The 18196-nt window shown below is 64.4% G+C and carries 16 protein-coding genes; 9 read left to right on the top strand and 7 right to left on the bottom strand.

Going from position 1 to position 18196, the window contains the following annotated elements:
- Nucleotide 1: 1 nt before the first annotated feature.
- The 6 genes from HMI60_RS17950 (at nt 2) to HMI60_RS17925 (ending at nt 6493) form a co-directional block, all read left to right on the top strand.
- Nucleotides 2–640 (top strand): amino acid ABC transporter permease, encoded by a 639-nt coding sequence (locus HMI60_RS17950; protein ID WP_018778143.1) that lies wholly within the window; start codon nt 2–4, stop codon nt 638–640.
- Nucleotides 637–1290, top strand: coding sequence for an amino acid ABC transporter permease (locus HMI60_RS17945; RefSeq protein ID WP_039243131.1), 654 nt, complete (start codon nt 637–639; stop codon nt 1288–1290). The genes HMI60_RS17950 and HMI60_RS17945 overlap by 4 nt, the downstream gene beginning before the upstream one ends.
- A gap of 26 nt (nt 1291–1316) precedes the next feature.
- Nucleotides 1317–2159, top strand: a complete 843-nt coding sequence (locus tag HMI60_RS17940; protein ID WP_193590136.1) for an ABC transporter substrate-binding protein — start codon at nt 1317–1319, stop codon at nt 2157–2159.
- Between the two features lie 107 nt (nt 2160–2266).
- Nucleotides 2267–3508, top strand: coding sequence for an ROK family protein (locus HMI60_RS17935; RefSeq protein ID WP_018778146.1), 1242 nt, complete (start codon nt 2267–2269; stop codon nt 3506–3508).
- 93 nt (nt 3509–3601) lie between these two features.
- Nucleotides 3602–4972, top strand: a complete 1371-nt coding sequence (locus tag HMI60_RS17930; RefSeq protein WP_193590135.1) for an MFS transporter — start codon at nt 3602–3604, stop codon at nt 4970–4972.
- 12 nt (nt 4973–4984) lie between these two features.
- Nucleotides 4985–6493, top strand: a complete 1509-nt coding sequence (locus tag HMI60_RS17925) for a carboxylesterase/lipase family protein (protein ID WP_193590134.1) — start codon at nt 4985–4987, stop codon at nt 6491–6493.
- 83 nt (nt 6494–6576) lie between these two features.
- Here HMI60_RS17925 and HMI60_RS17920 read toward each other — a convergent pair whose 3' ends face one another.
- The 7 genes from HMI60_RS17920 to xylA all read right to left on the bottom strand — a co-directional run bounded on the left by HMI60_RS17920 (nt 6577) and on the right by xylA (nt 15455).
- On the bottom strand, nt 6577–7488 hold the full coding sequence (locus HMI60_RS17920) for an aldose 1-epimerase family protein (protein WP_193590133.1): 912 nt from the start codon (nt 7486–7488) through the stop codon (nt 6577–6579).
- On the bottom strand, nt 7485–9020 hold the full coding sequence (gene araA / locus HMI60_RS17915) for an L-arabinose isomerase (protein WP_039243124.1): 1536 nt from the start codon (nt 9018–9020) through the stop codon (nt 7485–7487). Before araA ends, HMI60_RS17920 begins: the two co-directional genes overlap by 4 nt.
- A 56-nt stretch (nt 9021–9076) precedes the next feature.
- On the bottom strand, nt 9077–9784 hold the full coding sequence (locus HMI60_RS17910; protein ID WP_018778151.1) for an L-ribulose-5-phosphate 4-epimerase: 708 nt from the start codon (nt 9782–9784) through the stop codon (nt 9077–9079).
- Nucleotides 9781–11523 (bottom strand): ribulokinase, encoded by a 1743-nt coding sequence (gene araB / locus HMI60_RS17905; RefSeq protein WP_193590132.1) that lies wholly within the window; start codon nt 11521–11523, stop codon nt 9781–9783. Before araB ends, HMI60_RS17910 begins: the two co-directional genes overlap by 4 nt.
- Nucleotides 11524–11696: 173 nt before the next feature.
- The gene (locus HMI60_RS17900; RefSeq protein ID WP_064722469.1) at nt 11697–12680 is read right to left on the bottom strand and encodes a LacI family DNA-binding transcriptional regulator; all 984 of its coding nucleotides are present in this window, start codon (nt 12678–12680) and stop codon (nt 11697–11699) included.
- 69 nt (nt 12681–12749) lie between these two features.
- Nucleotides 12750–14180: a xylulokinase gene (locus HMI60_RS17895; protein WP_193590131.1), complete on the bottom strand. Its 1431-nt coding sequence runs from the start codon at nt 14178–14180 to the stop codon at nt 12750–12752.
- 87 nt (nt 14181–14267) lie between these two features.
- Nucleotides 14268–15455 carry a xylose isomerase gene (gene xylA, locus HMI60_RS17890; RefSeq protein WP_018778155.1) on the bottom strand — a complete coding sequence of 396 codons (1188 nt, stop codon included), beginning with the start codon at nt 15453–15455 and terminating at the stop codon, nt 14268–14270.
- A 142-nt stretch (nt 15456–15597) separates the two neighbouring features.
- Between xylA and HMI60_RS17885 the strand changes: the two genes are divergently transcribed.
- From HMI60_RS17885 to HMI60_RS17875, 3 genes are all read left to right on the top strand, one after another.
- Entirely contained in the window at nt 15598–16803 is a 1206-nt protein-coding gene (locus HMI60_RS17885) for an ROK family transcriptional regulator (RefSeq protein ID WP_179128408.1), read from the top strand.
- 100 nt (nt 16804–16903) lie between these two features.
- Nucleotides 16904–17983, top strand: coding sequence for a YihY/virulence factor BrkB family protein (locus HMI60_RS17880; protein WP_193590130.1), 1080 nt, complete (start codon nt 16904–16906; stop codon nt 17981–17983).
- 11 nt (nt 17984–17994) lie between these two features.
- On the top strand, nt 17995–18189 hold the full coding sequence (locus HMI60_RS17875) for a hypothetical protein (protein ID WP_035733800.1): 195 nt from the start codon (nt 17995–17997) through the stop codon (nt 18187–18189).
- Nucleotides 18190–18196 lie beyond the last annotated feature (7 nt).

The following is an 18196-nucleotide window of genomic DNA, read 5'->3' as shown; positions in this document are numbered from 1 at the left end:
GGTGGAGGCCTTGGCCGTGGTTTCGCAGGGCGTCACCATGACCCTCCTGCTGACCCTCTCATCATTCCTGCTGGGAGCAATCGGAGGAATTCCCTTGGCGCTTGCCCGCCGGTCCCGGATACCAGCGGTCCGGTTCATTTCCCGCGCCGTCATCGAGTTGCTGAGGGGCATCCCTCCGCTGGCGTGGTTGTTCATCATCTACTTCGGCATCGGAACCGGCGTGATCGAACTGAGCTCCTTCGCCGCTGCCGTCATCGGGTTCGGGCTGGTGGCTTCGGCCTACATGGCGGAGATCTACCGCGGCGGCCTGACCGCCATCCATGAAGGCCAGTGGGAAGCCAGTGACGCATTGGGACTCTCCCGGGGCGCGACATTGGCCACCGTTATCGGGCCGCAGGTCCTTCGCGTTTCGATCCCGGCGGCTGCCACCTTCGCCATTGGTTTGTTGAAGGACTCCTCCGTGGCATCAGTCATCGGGGTGCAGGACACCATCTACTGGGCCAGCCATGAGTCCACGGTCAGTGGTGACGCCATTGTTCCGTTCCTCTACGCCGCCGGACTGTATGTCGCCATGACCATTCCCTGCGCCTGGGCCACCCGACAGCTGGACAGCAGGCTCCGGAAGCGGGTTGCGCGATGACATTCTTCAACGATTGGGTGGACTATTTCCCGGACCTGCTTGGCGGGCTGGGCGTCAGCCTCCAACTCACACTCGTCACTTTGCTGATCGGCCTGCCCGCCGGATTGCTCCTGGCCCTGGGTGCCGGTTCCCGGAACAAAGTCCTACGGATGATCACCATCACTGTGATCGAAATAGGCCGTGGAACACCCGCCCTGGTGGTGCTGCAGTTGTTCTACTTCGGCCTTCCCAGTGCCGGCATGACGCTGACGTCCTTCGTGGCTGCATCGTTGGCGCTGGCATTCACTACGGCCGCTTACACCAGCGAGATCCTTCGCGGGGGCCTGCAGGCTGTTCCCGGGGGCGAGGTGGAAGCCGCGCATGCGCTGGGAATGGCCCGACGCGACATCCTGCGTTTTGTTGTGATTCCACAAGGAGTCAGAATCGCCATCCCGCCGCTCATGGGATTCGCGATCATGGTGTTCCAGGCAACCTCCCTGGCCTACACCATTGCCATGCCGGAATTGATGAGCCAGGCCTACTCCATCGGTTCCATCACTTTCCGCTACCTGAGCATCCTTACCCTCGCGGGCCTGATGTACGCCTTGATTACCATTCCCGCGAGTTCCCTGAGCAACTTCGTTGAGCATCGTTTGGCGCGTCACCGTTGACGCGCCGATTAGGCAAAGGAACCACCATGAAACTACGAATGATCGCGTCGGCCGTGGCCGCCGTGACGCTGGCCGCTGCTCTCAGCGGCTGTGGCGGCAGCACCGAAGCCGCAGGGTCTAAGACCGCAGCCGACTGCAAGCCGGCCTCCCAGTTCAACACCATGAAGAAGGGAACCCTGACGGTGGCCGTGTATGAGGCGCCGCCGTATGTGACTTTCAAGGGCAATGAACTCGGCGGGGTAGACGGCGATATCCTCATGGGCTTCGCCAAGAAGGAGTGCCTGGACATCGCCACGGTTTCAGCTGCCGCTGCAGCCGTCATTCCGACGGTCCAGGGCGGACGCGCCGACATCGCAACCGGTGGTTGGTGGCGTTCGGCGGCACGCGCGGAAATCCTGGCTCTGACCGACCCCATCTACACCGACCAGATGGTCCTGATTTCCAAGGATGGCCTGACAAAGGCCTCTGACCTGAAGGGCAAGAAGGTCGGCACGGTCAATGGCAATGTCTGGGTGGACGATGCCAAGAACTACCTGGGTGGCGACCTCCAGCTCTACAAGGCCCCTGTGGACCTGTTCCAGGACCTGAAGTCCGGCCGGATCGATGTTGGGATTGATGGATTCGGTGAGGCCCACAACAACAGCAATGGCTTGAAGGTCGAGGTCATGGAGCCGGACAGTGCCATCAAGGCCTCCCTCGAACCTCCCCAGACCTGCCTCCCGGTCACCAAGGACAACGCAGGACTACTGGCAGCCCTGAACGCTTATGTTGACGGGCTGCGGAAGGACGGCAGCCTGGAGAAGATCGTGGTCAACAACGGCTACCCCGCATCTTCCATCAACACCGGGGCGGCACGGCTGATCGCCTGACCACCCAGGCAGGTCGCAGCAGATGCCGTTTTGAACGTTCAGGGCGGCATCTGCTGCCAGCCGGTTGTGCCGGGCGGAGCTTGCCGTTCGTGTGACAGGCTAGCGTCATGGTCAACCACGTACGTGGCTCCGGGGCGCCGGGGCTTGAATCCGCCAGTTCGCTCGTCAGCGGTGACGTGCGCCGACATAACCTCGAACTGGTGGCTGGACACCTCGTGGAGCACGGTCCCAGTTCCCGCAGCCAGATTGCCGACGGCACGGGGTTGACGCGTGGCGCAGTGACAGCGTTGACCAGGTTGCTGGTGGAGGCCGGGACTATCCGGGAAGTTGAACCGGTCTCTGCGGGCGGAAAAGGCCGGCCGCAGACACTCCTGGAATTGGCCGCCGATGACGTAGCCCTGGTGGCCCTTCAACTGGACGCCGATGAGGCCACCGCAGTGCTTGCCTCCTTGGCCGGAGACGTCTTGTTCCGCCATTCGGAACATCACGGACGGCCCATGGGGGACCCGGAGCCTGTGTTGGACGTCTTGGCGGCAGTGCTGGAGCGTGCTGTGGCAGCGGCCGGGGGAATGGGCCGCCGCGTGGTTGATGTGACGGTGGTGGTCTTTGCGCCGGTGCTTGGTAATCCGCCTATGGTCTTCGGCGATTCGGACATGGGCTGGGGCGAAGTGGATGTCCTTGACGGGCTTCGAAAGCGGGTCCCTGGATTACCGGAGAGCCTCTCCCTGCATTCGGACGCCGGATTCGCGGCCATGGCTGAATTCGATCTGCTCCCCGGCGTCAAGGACATGGTCTATCTGAAGAGCAATTCAGGAATCGGAGGGGCGGTCATTCTCGACGGCCGGCTCCTCACGGGAGCCCATAGCCTGGCGGGCGGCTTCGGACACCTTCCCATGGACCATCAAGGGGAACGCTGTGTCTGCGGGCAACGCGGTTGCCTGGTCCTGGTCGCCGGACCTGACGTTGTCCTGAAATCTGCCGGGCTGGGTGAAGAACTGGAATCCTTGGGCCTGGGCAGTGCCTTGGGGGAGCTGACCGAACGGATTGCACGCGGCGACGCGCGCGCAGTCGAGGCTTTCGACGCCGCGGCGGACTGGGTTGCCCGGGCCCTTCACGTCATCAGCCGTACCCTCGACCCCCAGACGGTGGTGCTGGGCGGATACTGGTCCGTTCTGGCTGACCGGATAGCCCGCTCCTTCGCCGAGCACGCACCGATCTCTCCTTCGCCGGACAGCTACCTGCCCACTATCCGGGCCGGGCAACTGGAGAACGACGCGACGCTCCTCGGAGCGATCCGGGAATCGAGAAAACGGTTGCTCCGGGAGCCGCTCGAGGTGCGTTTAATTTAACCCTTGAATTATTTATGGATGCGGCGCATACTCAATCCCAAGTGATCATCGGTTTTCGATGATCCCGCCGTAACTTTCTCAATGAGGAGAGCCGTGTCCACACCCCTGCCTGAGATCAATTCCATGCCCCCGTCTGCGCAGGTTGCAGAGCCTGCGCAAGTCACCGGGTCCGCGCAGGTCACCGGCTCCGCGCAGCTCTCCCCGTTCGCTCAGATCAGCGAAGAACCTTCGCCCGCAACAGCAACAAGCCGGCCGGCCGGCAGGGGCCTGTTGTCGTCGCTGGCCATCACCTCCATGGTCCTGTTCGCCACCTACTCCGGACTCATCGCAGTGCTTCTGCCAAACCAGGTGGCCGCCATCGACGAGGCCAACAAGGTAGCCAACTTCGCCACCATTTCCACGGTCTCGTTCTTCTTCACGCTGTTCGCCCAACCCGTTGTGGGGGCGCTCAGTGACCGGACACGGAGCAGGCTCGGCAGGCGGGCGCCCTGGATGCTTATTGGAGCCGCGATTGGCGCGGTGTTCCTCATGGGACTCGGCGGCCTCGAATCGATCTTCTGGATAGTGTGCTTTTGGGTGATCATCCAGGTGTCGCTGAATGCTTTGCAGGGCCCGTTCTCTGCGATTGTCCCGGACAGGTTTCCCCGGGAACGCCGGGGGATCGCCTCGTCCATGGTCGGTGTGGGCACGATGGCCGGCTCCACTGCCGGTGTGATCCTGGCAGGCAACCTCGCCGGCAATGTAGGCCTGGGCTATACGGTGTTCGGCATTGCAGTACTGGTGGCCGCGCTGCTGTTTGTCCTGCTGCACCGCGACTTCCCCAGCAGGAACGTGACGCATCCCCCGTTCCAGTGGAAGCAGTTCCTCGCAGGATTCGTCATCAGCCCCCGGCAGCACCCCGACTTTGCGTGGGCCTTCGCGGCCCGCTTCCTCTTCACCCTTGGCTACTTCGTGGTCTTCACTTTCCAGCTGTACATCCTGACGGACTACGTCGGCCTGGCGCTCGCAGAAGCCAACGCCAGCATTGGCCTGCTGAGCCTGGCCGGCCTCGGCAGCACCCTGATCTCCGTTTCGCTGGGTGGCTGGTGGAGTGACCGCATCGGCAAGCGCAAGGTGTTCGTCTACGTAGCGTCCGCCTTGATGGTGCTGGGGCTGTTGATGCCGGTGATCATGCCGGACATCACCGGCATGATCGCCATGGGCGTCGTCAACGGATTCGGCTTCGGACTCTACATGGCCTGCGACACGGCCCTGATGACCGAAGTCCTCCCCGGTGGCGGTACCGCCGCCGCAAAGGATCTCGGAATTCTCAACATCGCCACCAACATCCCGCAGGCAATGAGTCCGGTTGTTGCCAGCGTGCTGATCAGTTCTTTTGGCGGATACCCCGCCCTCTTCATTTTCGGCATGGCAGCGGTGGCGATCGCCGCCGTCGTGCTTGTCCCCATCAAAAGCGTCCGATAGGAGCCCCACCGCATGACCCCGTCACTTTCCCAGGAGTTCGCAGAAGTCCCGACGACGGCAGGAGCCGTACGTGGCCGCTGGCGGGAAGGCTCCGCAGCCTTCCTCGGAATACCGTATGCCGAACCACCCATTGGCGACCTTCGTTTCGCTGAGCCCGTGCCGCACCAGCCGTGGGAGGGCGTCAGGGATGCCCTCGACTATGGAGCCACGCCGCAGCGGAAACTTCCGGACTCGGAGCTGATCATCACTCCGGAGCCCTCCATTCCCGGCGACTCCATCCTCAACCTGAACGTCTTCACCCCAAGCCCTTCCAGGAACCCGGACGATGGCCTCCCTGTGCTGGTCTGGATCCATGGTGGCGGCTTCATCGCCGGCTCGCCGGCGAGCCCCTGGTACGACGGTGTTTCGTTCAACCGGGACGGTGTGGTGACCGTCAGCATCTCCTATCGCCTGGGATTCGACGGATTCGGCTGGATTCCGGACGCACCCAACAACAGGGGCGTTCTGGACTGGATCCTCGCCCTTGAATGGGTCCGCGACAACATTGAAGCTTTCGGTGGGGACCCCTCCCGCGTGACGATTGCGGGTCAGTCCGCTGGAGGGGGAGCAGTGATGACTTTACTCACGGTGTCTCGTGCCCGGGCACTGTTCGAGAGGGTCATTTCACTCTCCGGAGTCCCCACCGAGAGGACGCTGGGCCAGGCGGAGGCCGCCGGCCGCCGCCTGGCCCAGTTGGGGGGAGTCGAAGCGACGCGCGCCGGCTTGTCGGCACTTTCCGAGGAACGCGTCCTTGAACTGCAGGCTGAAGTAGCGGGGATGGGTGGGACGCCCCAACATGCAGACCCCATCGGGTCGCTCGCTGACCTCATGCGGGACGGCCTGGTGTTTGGACCGGTGGTTGACGGCGTTCTGATTCCGGGGCCAACGGTTGAGGCCATGCGCCTGGGGAACGGTTCGGACAAGGCTCTGTTGGTGGGCTGCACTGACCATGAGTTCAACATGTCGACGGCGGGTGCCGGCCCGTTGTTGCCCAAGGAACCGGACGCGGCCCTGCTGGAAAGGTTGGGTGCCTCGCCGGAGATAGCCGAAGCCTACTTGGCAAGCCACCGGGGGCTTCCGAGCGAGGTCTTGGCTGGCCAATATGTTTCCGACAGGATTTTCCGCACGCCTACCCTGAACGTTGCCGAGGCCCGTGCCGGCTCGGCGGCACCCACGTGGGTTTACCGCTTTGCTTGGCGGTCACCGGTCACCGGGGATGCCGGCCATTGCTTCGACATCCCGTTCTTCTTTGATGTGACCTCTGCCGAACGTGTGGCCGCGATAGCCGGCGACGAACCGCCCGCGGCTTTGGCTGCGGACGTGCACGGAGCGGCGGTGGCCTTCATCCGGGATGGCCAGCCGGGGTGGACACCCTGGGACGCCGGTGACCACCAGGTGCGGGTCTTCGACGAGCCAAGCATCGACGTCGAGGACGGTTACGCGGACGTGCGGCTCCTGCAACACGTCCCCTCGGTCCGGTAGCGAAGCCGGAGTCCTTCCCGGTTGGTCGACGAAAGAGCCCGGCCCGCACGGAGTGTTTCCGTGCGGGGCCGGGCTCGTTGCAGCTATAGCGCGTAGATGCTCCAGGACGCCGTGTGTTCGGCGCCGGGTTCAAGCCGGACCAGGTCCGTGCCGCTGTTGAAGGCATCGGGTGGACACGTCATGGGCTCCGCCGCCAGGCCCAGCCGGTTGGGCAGAGGGTCGGGCTTGTCGGCGGTATGGATCTGCAGCCACTTGCAGCTTTCGTCCCATGACATACCAACACCGGACATACCGACTCCGGCGCCCGCCGGGTCGCGCAGTGACAGCCGCGCCAGCCCGCCGTCGAACGAGAGGTCCGTGAAGGCATGATCGATCTCTGTGCTGCCGATGGCCCGGGCAGTGCGGAAATCGAAAGCGTGGCCCTCCGTGGGGGCAAGACCCACCGGCAGGAGCCTGTCAGGTGTCACCTCGAGGAACGAGTCTGCGGCGAACTCAAGCACCCATTCATCCAGTGGCGACGGACCTGCCACCAGGTACGGGTGGGGGCAGACGCCGTAGGGTGCAGCGACGTCGCCCACGTTGCGTGCGTTCACGGTGGTGCGCAGGCCCTCCCCGTCCAGCTCATATCGTGCCGCGAGTTCCAGTACGAACGGGTAGCCCTCGCTTGGTCCCACGGTGCAGGTGAGTGTGAGCGAAGCGGCGTCGGACTCCAGCAGGGCCCAATCGAGCACAAAGGCGAGGCCATGCAGCGCTGTTTCCCGCTCAGGTTCGTTAACCGGCACCTGATGCTCGACGCCGTCGAAACTGTACTTGCCATCAGCGATCCTGTTGGGCCACGGCGCGGCGATGATGCCACGGTAGTCCGGGATCGGGCCGCCTTCCGGGAAGGGAACCACCAGGTCCCGGCCCTCGAACTGCAGGACACGCAACGCTGCGGCGCGGGCGGCCACAACAGCCGTGTAACCGCCGGCGGTCAGCGTGTATTCAGCGCTCACAGGCCGCCGGCCAGTTTGTAGTAGGCGGCGTTCCAGGCGAGTTCCTTCTTGAACTGCTTGATGGTGGTGTCCTCGTCAATGGTGAGAAGTTCGGTCTTTGCGATTTCGGCGAAGTCCTCGAACACGTCCAGGCCCACCTGCGTGGACAATACCGTGTGGTGCGCAGCGCCGGCAGTCAGCCACGCGGCGGCCGAGGTAGCGAAGTCGGGCTTCGGCTCCCAGAGCGCGCGGGCCACCGGAAGGTTGGGCAGCGGCTGGTCAAGGTCGACGACGTCCACCACGTTCGCGACCAAGCGGAACCGGTCGCGCATATCGGACAGCGCTACCACGACGCCGGGTCCGGCGTCGGTGTCGAAGACCATGCGGACGGGATCTTCCTTGCCGCCGATGCCCAGCGGGTGGATCTCGACGCGCGGCTTCCTGGCGGTCAGTGAAGGGCAAACCTCCAGCATGTGGGCGCCCAGGATCTTCTCCGAGCCGGGTTCCAGGTGGTAGGTGTAGTCCTCCATGAGCGAGGCGCCGCCGGGCAGCTCGCCGCCCATGACTTTGGCAGCCCGCACCAGGATGGCGGTTTTCCAGTCGCCCTCTGCGCCGAAGCCGTAGCCGTCAGCCATGAGGCGCTGGACAGCCATGCCGGGGAGCTGGCGCAGCTCGCCGAGGTCCTCGAACGAGGTGGTGAACGCTGCGGAACCGTTGGCTTCGAGGAAGCTGCGCAACCCCAGTTCGATGCGGGCGCTGTACCGCAGCGACTCGTGGCGGGCGCCGCCTGCCTTCAGCTCGTCAACCACCTCATAAAGGCGCTCATACTCCGCAACCAGGGCGTCGACGTCGGACTCTTCAGCGCCGTGGACGGCATCGGCGAGCTCGTTGACGGACCAGGTGTTGACCGAGACGCCGAAGCGCAGCTCGGCTTCGGTCTTGTCGCCTTCGGTGACGGCGACATTGCGCATGTTGTCGCCAAAGCGGGTCAGCTTCAGCGTGCGGACGGCGGCCCAGCCCGCCGAGGCGCGCTGCCAGGCGCCCACCTGGCGGGCGACCTCGGGGTTGCTGACATGCCCGACGACGGTCTTCCGCGGAACGCCGAGGCGCGACTGGATGTACCCGAACTCGCGGTCGCCGTGGGCTGCCTGGTTGAGGTTCATGAAGTCGAAGTCGATGTCCGCCCAGGGGAGGTCGCGGTTGGCCTGGGTGTGCAGGTGCAGCAACGGCTTGCGGAGCGCGTCCAGGCCCTGGATCCACATCTTGGCAGGGCTGAAGGTGTGCATCCAGGCGGTCACGCCGATCACGGAGTCATTCGAGTTTGCTTCCAGTGCGGTGCGGCGGATGGCATCGCTGTCCGTGAGGACCGGCTTCCAGACGAGCTTCACGGGGACATCGCCGGCAGCGTTCAGGACGTTGGCAATCTCCTGCGACTGCGCGGCGACCTGCTTAAGGACGTCCTCACCGTAGAGGTGCTGGCTGCCGGTGAGGAACCAGACCTCGTACCGGTCAAGCGATGTGGAGTTGGCGGAGGCGTTGTTGGCGGTGGGCATTTTCGTGGGCTCCTGGGTGGCTTTGACGTAAGCGTGGGCTTGTTGGCTGGGCCGCCTCAGCGGCCGTAAACGTTCTGGTAGCGGTCGTACAGGGACTCGATCTTGGCCTGGTCAATGGGCAGCGGCTCCCCGAGCTGGCGCGAAATGTGGACGGTCCTGGCCACTTCCTCGCACATCACTGCGGCTTTGACGGCCTCGCGGGCGGATTTGCCGATGGTGAACGGGCCATGGTTCTGCATCAGCACTGCCGGTGAGTTGGAGTTCTTCAGCGTCTCAACGATGCCTTGGCCGATGGAGTCGTCGCCGATCAGCGCGAACGGTCCGACAGGGATCGGTCCGCCGAATTCATCGCCCATCATGGTGAGCACGCAAGGGATTTCCTCACCCCTGGCGGCCCAGGCCGTGGCATAGGTTGAGTGGGTGTGCACCACGCCGCCGACCTCGGGCATGTGCCGGTAAACGTAGGCGTGCGCAGCGGTATCCGAGGACGGTGAGAGGTCCGGGTTGCCCCAGTCAACTGTCCCGCCGCTGCCGGTGTTCATGCCCCGGACGGGCGTGCCGAAAAGATCGGTGACCACCATGAGCTCCGGCCTGAGGTCATCGTAGGAAACGCCCGACGGCTTGATGACCATCAGGTCGTGCCCGGGGATGCGGCCGGAGACGTTGCCGGCGGTCCAGACCACCAGTTCGTAGCGGGTCAGTTCGGCATGGAGCCCGCAGACTTCCTCGCGGACTTTGGCGATGGTGTCAAGGAGGTTGCTCATGCGGACACCCGCTCTGCGGCATCGGAGGAGGAGTTCGACGCCGGTTCGGCCACCTCACCGGTGCCCTGCGCCTGGCGTTGGATCGCCTTGAGACGGTGCATGACGTTGTTGCTTCCCCGGCCGAAGTAGTCGTGGAGGGTCTTGTACTCCTGGTAGAGCACCTCGTACGCGGCGACGTTCTCCGGGATGGGCGTGTAGACAGCGCCGGGAGCGGCGGCCATGGAAGCGGCTGCTTCGCGGATGTCCTTGTACTTGCCGGCTGCCACTGCCGCGTGGATTGCTGAGCCAAGCGCGGGACCCTGTTCGGATCCGATGGTGGAGAGCTGAAGGCCAGTGATGTCGGCGTAGACCTGCATCAGGAATTTGTTCTTCAAGAGGCCGCCGGCCACGATGAACTCCTTGACCGGCACACCGGAATCGCGGAAGGCGTCCACGATGGTCCTTGTGCCGAAAGCGGTGGCCTCCAGCAAGGCCCGGTAGCTGTCCTCCGGCTTGGTGGCCAGGGTCTGGCCCACCACCACGCCGGAAAGCTCATGGTCCACCAGCACGGAGCGGTTTCCCGAGTGCCAGTCCAGGGCGATCAGGCCGTGCTCGCCGATGGCCTGCTTCTCTGCCAACTCAGTGAGGTACTCGTGGATTCCCAGGCCTTTCTCTGCTGCGGCCTGGTGGTACTCGGGGGGAACACCGTTCTTGGTGAACCAGCCAAAGATGTCGCCGACTCCGGATTGGCCTGCCTCGTATCCCCACAGTCCGTCCACGATGCCGCCGTCAACCACGCCACACATGCCGGGGACCTCGCGCAGCACGTCGCCGTTCATCACGTGGCAGGTCGAGGTGCCCATGATGGCGACGAGCTGGCCGGGTTCAACGGCGTTGGCAGCCGGAGCGCTGACGTGGGCGTCCACATTGCCCACGGCCACCGCGATTCCTGCCGGCAGCCCGGTCCATCCCGCGGCTTCTTCGGTGAGGTAGCCCGCGGCATCTCCCAAGCGACCGATGGTGTGCTCCAGTTTGCTGCTGACAAAGTCCTTGAAGTCGGGGTTCAGCGCTGCCAGGAAATCTTCGGAGGGGTACTTGCCGTCCTGGAAGATGCCCTTGTATCCGGCGGTGCAGGCGTTACGGACGTAGTTGCCGCAGAGCTGCCAGACGATCCAGTCGGCCGCCTCCACCCAGTGGTCCATGGCGCCGTAGACTTCGGGGTCTTCCTCAAGGAGCTGCAGGCCCTTGGCGAATTCCCACTCGGAGGAGATCAGGCCGCCATAGCGCGGAAGCCAGGCCTCGCCACGCTCTTCGGCGAGTTCGTTGATGCGGTCCGCCTGCGGCTGCGCGGCGTGGTGCCGCCACAGTTTCACGAACGCGTGGGGGCGGTCCGCGAAGCGTTCCAGTTCGTTCAGCGGGGTGCCGTCCGCCGTCGTCGGAACCATGGTGCAGGCGGTGAAGTCAGTGGCTATGCCCACCACGTTGTCCGGGTTGATGCCGGCATCGGCGACGGCGGCCGGTACGGCGTTGCGCAGGACGTCGCGGTAGTCGTTGGGGACCTGGAGAGCCCAGTCGGCGGGCAGGCGGCGGCCGCTGCCGGGGAGCTTTTCCGTCACGACGGCGTGCGGGTATTCGAACACGCCGTTTCCGAGCTCGGCGCCATCCGATACGCGCACCACAACGGCGCGGCCGGACAGGGTGCCGTAGTCCACGCCGATGACGAACTGCTCATCGAGCGGACGGTTTTCAGAGGTATTCATGGGGGTCTCCATCCGGCTGGCCAGGGCCTCATTGCCGGGGGTCGGGGTGGAAAGTGAAGAAGGTCTGATGCAATTGTTAGCGCTCACAACATTGATGTCAAGAGCAAGCCAAAGCGGGGACCGGTAAGTGCGCTTTGGGTCTTCAGGAGAGGGGCCGGCTGACCCTGTCTGCGCTAGTTGCGGAGTGCAGCCGTGGTGGACCGGACCACGAGGCGGGGAGCTACCGTAGCTGCCATTCCGGTGGCTCCGCCTTCGATGCGATCCAGCAGCAGATCAATGCATCGTTGGCCGAGCTCTTCGAAATCCTGGGCAACGGTGGTCAGCGGCGGGATGAAATAGGCCGACTCCGGTTGGTCATCAAAGCCCACCACGCTGATGTCATCCGGTACCCGTACGCCGGTTTCGTTGAAGGCGCGGAGCACGCCGAGCGCCATCTGGTCATTGGCTACGAAGAGGGCTGTCATGGAACGGTCGGCGGAGATCTTCAGGCCTTCCCTGTACCCGCATTCGGCGCTCCAATCGCCCTCGATCAGTGCGGCCGGCTCAAGTCCTGCCTGGGCCAGGGCATCCTGCCAGCCCTCGATGCGCGCTGCAGCGTCAATCCAGTCCACCGGCCCGGACAAGTGGCCGATCTCCTGGTGTCCAAGTTCCAGCAGGTGTTGAACGGCCAGCTGTGCCCCTTGGCGCTGGTCAACGGTTGCTCCACTGAGGTGCTCGTCCCCGATCGACCCCACGGCCACCAGTGGGACCTGGGCGGTGATGTCCCGGAGGACGTCGAACGTGCCGGGGTGGGGGACCGTCACCACGATGCCATCCACGCCTTGGTCCATGAAATGCGCAATGGCGTCCTTGATGGTCTCCGGTGTGACTTCCCGCAAACCGGCCACGCTGACGAAATAGCCGGCGTCCCTTGCCGCCTGCTGCACGCCCAGGAGGGTGTGGGACGGCCCGTACTGCGCCAGCTCGCTGCCCAGGACTCCAATGGTTTGGGACCGCCGGGTCACCAGGCTGCGGGCTGCCGTGTTGCGCCGGTAGCCGAGCTCGGTGATGGCTTGCTCCACGCGTTCGCGCGTCTTGGAACTCACATTCGGGTGGTTGTTCAGGACGCGGGAGACGGTCTGGTGGGAAACCCCGGCCACGCGGGCGACGTCCTCCATGACAGGCGGGCGGGCTGATGCAGATTGTTCAGAGCTCACCCTGTCACGATAGAGCACCGGCAACCGTGATCAGCCGATGGCAGCCTTGGTGGCGTAATGGCGGTACCTTTCCAGGAAGGGGGCCACGCCAGCGCTATCGCCGCGGTTCACGGTCAGGCCGTCCAAGGGCCATTCGGGCAGCTGGCCCGTGAGGATACCCGCGGCTTGCCGCGCAGCGCCGTCGGCCACGTATTCACCGGGCCGGGGAACGAACACGGGCAGGCCGAAGGCCGAGGCCGCCACCTGTTGGACGGCTTCGGACTGGGCGCCGCCACCTACAAGGATGATGCGCCGGGCCTCAACGCCCTGGGCCTGAAGTGCGGACAGGCCGTCAGCCAATGAACAGATAACGCCTTCCACCGCTGCCCGGGCAAGGTTGGCGGGCTTGTAATTGGACAGGGTGAGGCCGTGGAGGGAACCGGTAGCGTCAGGAAGGTTTGGAGTCCGTTCGCCCTCGAAATAGGGGATGAGTGTCAATCCGTCGGCGCCCTCCGGGGCGGACAGTGCCAGTTCGCCGAGCTCTGTCAGGCTCACGCCCAGCAGCGCCGCTGTGGCATCGAAGATCCGCGTGGCATTGAGAGTGCAGGCCAGCGGAAGGAAGTTCCCTGTGGCGTCGGCGAAGCCGGCCACCAATCCGCTCGCATCCTCGGACGGGACATCCGAAACCGCGAAGACAGTGCCGGATGTTCCTATCGAAATGACAACATCCCCGACGGCGGCGCTCACGCCGAGTCCCGCCGCAGCGTTGTCGCCGGCTCCAGGACCGATGAGGGTGCCGGACGGGGTCTTGCCGGCCGCCTCCAACGGGCCGACTACCCCTGGCAGGATTGGCAGATGCCCCAGGGTGCTCTCCAGGACCTCCGGAAGATACCCGCCGTTGGTTGCGGAGTAATACCCGGTGCCCGATGCATCGGAGCGATCGGTGCGCAGGAGTTCCAAGGATTCCGGTCCCGTTCCCGGACCATGACCGGCCAGGCGCCAGGACAGCCAATCATGGGGAAGGCACACCGCAGCCGTCCGCCGGGCATTTTCGGGTTCGTTCCGTGCCAGCCAACGCAGCTTGGTGGCGGTCAGGGATGCCACCGGAACTGTCCCCGTGCTGCTCGCCCAGTACGCGGATCCGGCAGCCGGATCGCCCTGTCCGGCGTCGAGAATCAGCTCCTCGGCATCCCGCGCGGAGCGGGTATCGTTCCACAACAGTGCGGGACGGACCACCTCTCCGGTTTCGTCCAGGCACACCATGCCGTGCTGCTGTCCGCCAACGGAGACGGCATCGACGTCGTCCAGGCCGCCTGCCGCCGCGATGGCTTCCTGCAGGGCTGTCCACCAATGATCCGGGTGGACCTCGGTGCCGTCAGGGTGGGAAGCCCGGCCCTGGCGGACCAGGGCGCCGGTGGCTGAGTCCCGGATGACCACTTTGCAGGACTGGGTGGAGCTGTCGATCCCGGCTACGAGAGGCATGCGTTGTTCCTTTGGCGAACCGCGCCGGGCTTGCCCAGGAAATCCTGGAACAAGCCCGGCGGCGGGGTTGCGGTGGGCTGGAGAGGTTTAGCGGGCGCCGAGGAGGTGCTCGATGGCCAGCTGGTTGAGGCGGACGAAGGCGAACGAGCGTTCGGCGGCCTTGTCGGCGTCGAACGTGTCGAATGCGCTGGCGTCAGCAAGCAGGTCCGCAGTGCTTTCGCCGGCGCCCAGCGTGCTTTCGCCGAGTTCGAACACGCCCGAGGTTGTCAGTGCTTCCTGGACTTCGGGATCTGCGCGGAAGGCCAGTGCGCGTTCCTTCAGCAGCAGGTACATGGACATGTTGGACTTGGCCGATTCCCAGACACCGTCGTAGCCGTCGGTGCGGGAAGGCTTGTAGTCGAAGTGGCGGGGACCGGTGTACTTCGGTCCGCCGTTGGGGAAGCCGTTCTCCAGGAGATCGACGGTGAAGAACGCGCTGGTGAGATCGCCGTGTCCGAAGACGAGGTCCTGGTCGTACTTGATGCCGCGCTGGCCGTTGAGGTCGATGTGGAAGAGCTTGTCAGCCCACAGTGCCTGGGCGATGCCGTGGGTGAAGTTCAGCCCGGCCATCTGCTCGTGGCCCGTTTCCGGGTTGAGGCCTACGATGTCGCCGTGTTCCAGCTGCGCGATGAACGCCAGGCCGTGGCCGACGGTGGGGAGGAAGATGTCACCGCGGGGTTCGTTCGGCTTCGGTTCCAGGGCGATCCGCAGGCCGTAACCCTTCTCCTTGATGTACCCGGCGGCGGTATCCACGCCTTCCTTCATGCGGTCCAGCGCTGCGGAGAGGTCCTTGGAACCGTCATATTCGCTGCCTTCGCGGCCGCCCCACATCACGAAGGTCTCTGCGCCAAGTTCAGCGGCGAGGTCGATGTTGCGGAGGATCTTGCTCAGGGCGAAGCGACGGATGGAGCGGTCGTTGGAGGTGAAGCCGCCGTCCTTGAAGACCGGATGGCTGAAGAGGTTGGTGGTAACCATGGGCGTCTTCAGGCCGGTCTCGGCCAGGGCTGCCTTGAAGTTCTTAAGGATGAGATCGCGCTCGGAGGCGCTCGCATCGAAAGGAATGAGGTCGTTGTCGTGGAAAGTGATGCCGTAGGCGCCGAGTTCGCTGAGCTTGTGAACGGCTTCCACGGGATCCAGAGCCTGGCGGGTTGCCACGCCGAAGGGATCGGCGCCGGTCCAACCGACGGTCCAGAGGCCGAAGGTGAACTTGTCTGCAGGGGTGGGCTGCGGGGTCATGATTGCTCCTTTGCAAGGCAATGGGAATGAGGCGGAAAAAGACATTCCAATTAGTTTTCAATCTGAACTATATGGGCCATGATGGATCATGGTCAATGGAAGTCCACAAGAATTTTTTGAATCTGCGAGGAGGTCCCTGCTGATGAATGAGCCAACCGCGCCCGGACGCGTGGGTGACGTCCGCCGTCGAAACCTCTCATTGGTGCTGGATTCGATCGCCAAAACCGTCGACACCAAGCCCAGCCGCGCGCAGCTCGCCGCCGGCACCGGGCTCACCAAGGCCGCGGTGTCCAGCCTGGTGGCCGACCTCGTGGAGTCCGGCTTGGTATCCGAGGTAGGTCTGTACCGCGACGGTGAGCGGGGGCGGCCCGGCCAGGGCCTGGAGCTTAACTCTCGACGCGGCGTTGTGGGCATGGAGATCAACGTTGATTACCTTGCCGTGGGCCTGGTGGACCTTGCCGGAAACCTTCGTTTCCATTCGGCCGTCGAGTCCCGGAACCGCGGGATGCCGCCAGCGCAGGTCATGAAACAGCTTGCAGGCTTGGCTGCCGAAGCGAAGGCCGCGGCGGCGGCAGAGGACATTGCCATCCTGGGCGGCGGCCTGGCCGTGCCCGGGCTGGTGGACTCCAAAAGCGACACGGTGCTGTCAGCTCCTAACCTCCATTGGGAGGACGAGCAGCTGCATCCGCAATCGCTGCTGGAGGGTGCGCCGCTTGGTGTCAAGCTGTCCAACGAGGCCAACAGTGCTGCCCTCGGTGAGCTTTGGTATGGCGGAGGGCGGCCCGACTTCCTCTACGTTTCAGGTGAGGTGGGCGTCGGTGGCGGCATCATCATCGGGTCTGAGCTGTATACGGGCCCAGGTGGGTCTGCCGGCGAGCTGGGCCACATCGTGGTGCATCCGGAAGGCCCTCACTGCTCCTGTGGCGGGTGGGGTTGTCTGGAGACGTTCGCGGGCCAGGAGGCCATATTCGAGGCCGCGGGCGTCGCCGAAGGCACACTGGGCGAGCGGACCGGGCTGCTGCTGGCGGCTCTGGCTGCGCAGGAACCCGCGGCCGAAAAGGCGGTTCACGACGCCGGTCGCTCCCTGGGCGTCGCCCTCGCCTCGGCCTCGAGGTTGATGGACATTGAAGCTGTGGTCCTTGGCGGGCATTTCGCCGTACTGGGGGAGTGGATCCGGCCGTCACTGCTGGAAAGCCTGGAGCGCTACGCGCCGGGGTTGCTGGCTCCGGAGAACCTGACGGTCTCCCGCTTGGAGCACTCCGGGACACTCCTTGGGGCCGCGGGCCAAGTTATCCGCTCTGTCATAGAGTCACCTTTTGAGTTCCTGCTGGCGAGCAAATTGGCCTGAATCGCCGGTAAGTCCGGCGGGGTTCTTCCATAGTAATCATCAGTATGCTTACTATTGATGGGTCAGCTGTTCGCGCAAACTACCCACGGACGAGTGCCCCATGACCACACAAGACTCAGCCCACACCAGCACCACCAAAGCGAGGACCGCGCCCTCTCCGGAAGACTCGCGGAAGCCGGACAGTCCCAACGACCTCGCCAAGCCCACGTGGACCTACATCGCCAAGCGCACTCTGCGTGAGTTCAGCAAGGACCAGTGCCCGGACGCGGCTGCCGGCCTGACCTACTACGCTGTGCTCTCCCTCTTCCCCGCGCTCCTGGCGTTGGTTTCCCTGCTGGGGCTCTTTGGCGATGCCGGCAAGACCACCTCGGCCATCCTTGATATCGTCCAGCAATTCGCGCCGGGTCCGGGTGTCGACGCCATGCGCCAGCCCATTGAGGAGCTCACCCGCTCCAACTCAGCAGGTTTCGCCCTGGTCTTCGGCATCCTGGTGGCCCTCTGGTCCGCCTCCGGATACACCACGGCCTTCAGCCGGGCAATGAACCGCGTCTATGAAGTGGACGAAGGCCGCGGTTTCGTGAAGTTGCGCGGCACCATGCTCGCCGTCACCATCGTGGCTGTGTTGGGCGCTGCGCTGGTGGCTGCCATGCTAGTCCTCAGCGGCCCGGTGGCGGAGGCCATCGGTGGGGCAATCGGCTTGTCCGAGGCTTTCCTGACCGTGTGGAACATTGCCAAGTGGCCGGTACTCATCGTGATCGTGGTGGCCATCATTGCTGTCCTCTACTACTTCACCCCCAACGTCAAGCAACCCAAGTTCCGCTGGATGAGCATGGGTTCGCTCATCGCGCTGGTCATTTTCGCCCTGGCATCGCTGGGCTTCGGTTTCTACGTGGCCAACTTCAGCAACTACAACAAGACCTACGGCGCCTTGGCCGGCGTCATCATCATGCTGCTGTGGCTGTGGATCCTGAACATGTCGTTGCTGTTCGGCGCCGAGTTCGATGCCGAAATGGAACGCGGCCGCCAACTCCAAGGCGGCATTGAAGCAGAGGAAAGCCTCCAGCTGCCTCCGCGTGATACCAAGCGCAGCGACAAGCAGCAGGAAAAGGAAGAGGAAGTGGTGCGCCGCGGCGAGGAGCTCCGCGAAACCCACGGCGATGACGCCAGGAAAGACAAATAGTGGGAGCGGCCATGACCCCGGGCAAGGACAAGAAGCTCAAGGCCGTCAAGAGCGGCGACCGGTTGCGGATCGGCGGTGAAGTCTTCCAGGTCAGCACAGTGGAACCGCAGGAGGATTCGCCGAACATCAGGCTCGAACTGCAGGGGCACGACGGCGGTTCGGTCACCTTGATCGGGTTGCGGAAGACCCGCGTGGAAACCGGTTGAGGGATCG

The organism is Paenarthrobacter sp. YJN-D (assembly GCF_015040335.1).
Lineage (GTDB): Bacteria > Actinomycetota > Actinomycetes > Actinomycetales > Micrococcaceae > Arthrobacter > Arthrobacter nicotinovorans.
The sequence above is the reverse complement of the archived record's forward strand: the minus strand, read 5'-3'. Positions and strand labels throughout refer to the sequence as shown.

What these genes read in the sequence shown, in the direction of transcription:
- HMI60_RS17945 (WP_039243131.1), top strand. Translation starts at nt 637, where the DNA reads ATGACATTCTTCAACGATTGGGTGGACTATTTCCCGGACCTGCTTGGC.
- HMI60_RS17940 (WP_193590136.1), top strand. Translation starts at nt 1,317, where the DNA reads ATGAAACTACGAATGATCGCGTCGGCCGTGGCCGCCGTGACGCTGGCC.
- HMI60_RS17935 (WP_018778146.1), top strand. Translation starts at nt 2,267, where the DNA reads ATGGTCAACCACGTACGTGGCTCCGGGGCGCCGGGGCTTGAATCCGCC.
- HMI60_RS17925 (WP_193590134.1), top strand. Translation starts at nt 4,985, where the DNA reads ATGACCCCGTCACTTTCCCAGGAGTTCGCAGAAGTCCCGACGACGGCA.
- araA (WP_039243124.1), bottom strand. Translation starts at nt 9,020, where the DNA reads ATGCCCACCGCCAACAACGCCTCCGCCAACTCCACATCGCTTGACCGG.
- HMI60_RS17910 (WP_018778151.1), bottom strand. Translation starts at nt 9,784, where the DNA reads ATGAGCAACCTCCTTGACACCATCGCCAAAGTCCGCGAGGAAGTCTGC.
- araB (WP_193590132.1), bottom strand. Translation starts at nt 11,523, where the DNA reads ATGAATACCTCTGAAAACCGTCCGCTCGATGAGCAGTTCGTCATCGGC.
- HMI60_RS17900 (WP_064722469.1), bottom strand. Translation starts at nt 12,680, where the DNA reads ATGGAGGACGTCGCCCGCGTGGCCGGGGTTTCCCACCAGACCGTCTCC.
- HMI60_RS17895 (WP_193590131.1), bottom strand. Translation starts at nt 14,180, where the DNA reads ATGCCTCTCGTAGCCGGGATCGACAGCTCCACCCAGTCCTGCAAAGTG.
- xylA (WP_018778155.1), bottom strand. Translation starts at nt 15,455, where the DNA reads ATGACCCCGCAGCCCACCCCTGCAGACAAGTTCACCTTCGGCCTCTGG.
- HMI60_RS17885 (WP_179128408.1), top strand. Translation starts at nt 15,598, where the DNA reads ATGAATGAGCCAACCGCGCCCGGACGCGTGGGTGACGTCCGCCGTCGA.
- HMI60_RS17880 (WP_193590130.1), top strand. Translation starts at nt 16,904, where the DNA reads ATGACCACACAAGACTCAGCCCACACCAGCACCACCAAAGCGAGGACC.
- HMI60_RS17875 (WP_035733800.1), top strand. Translation starts at nt 17,995, where the DNA reads ATGACCCCGGGCAAGGACAAGAAGCTCAAGGCCGTCAAGAGCGGCGAC.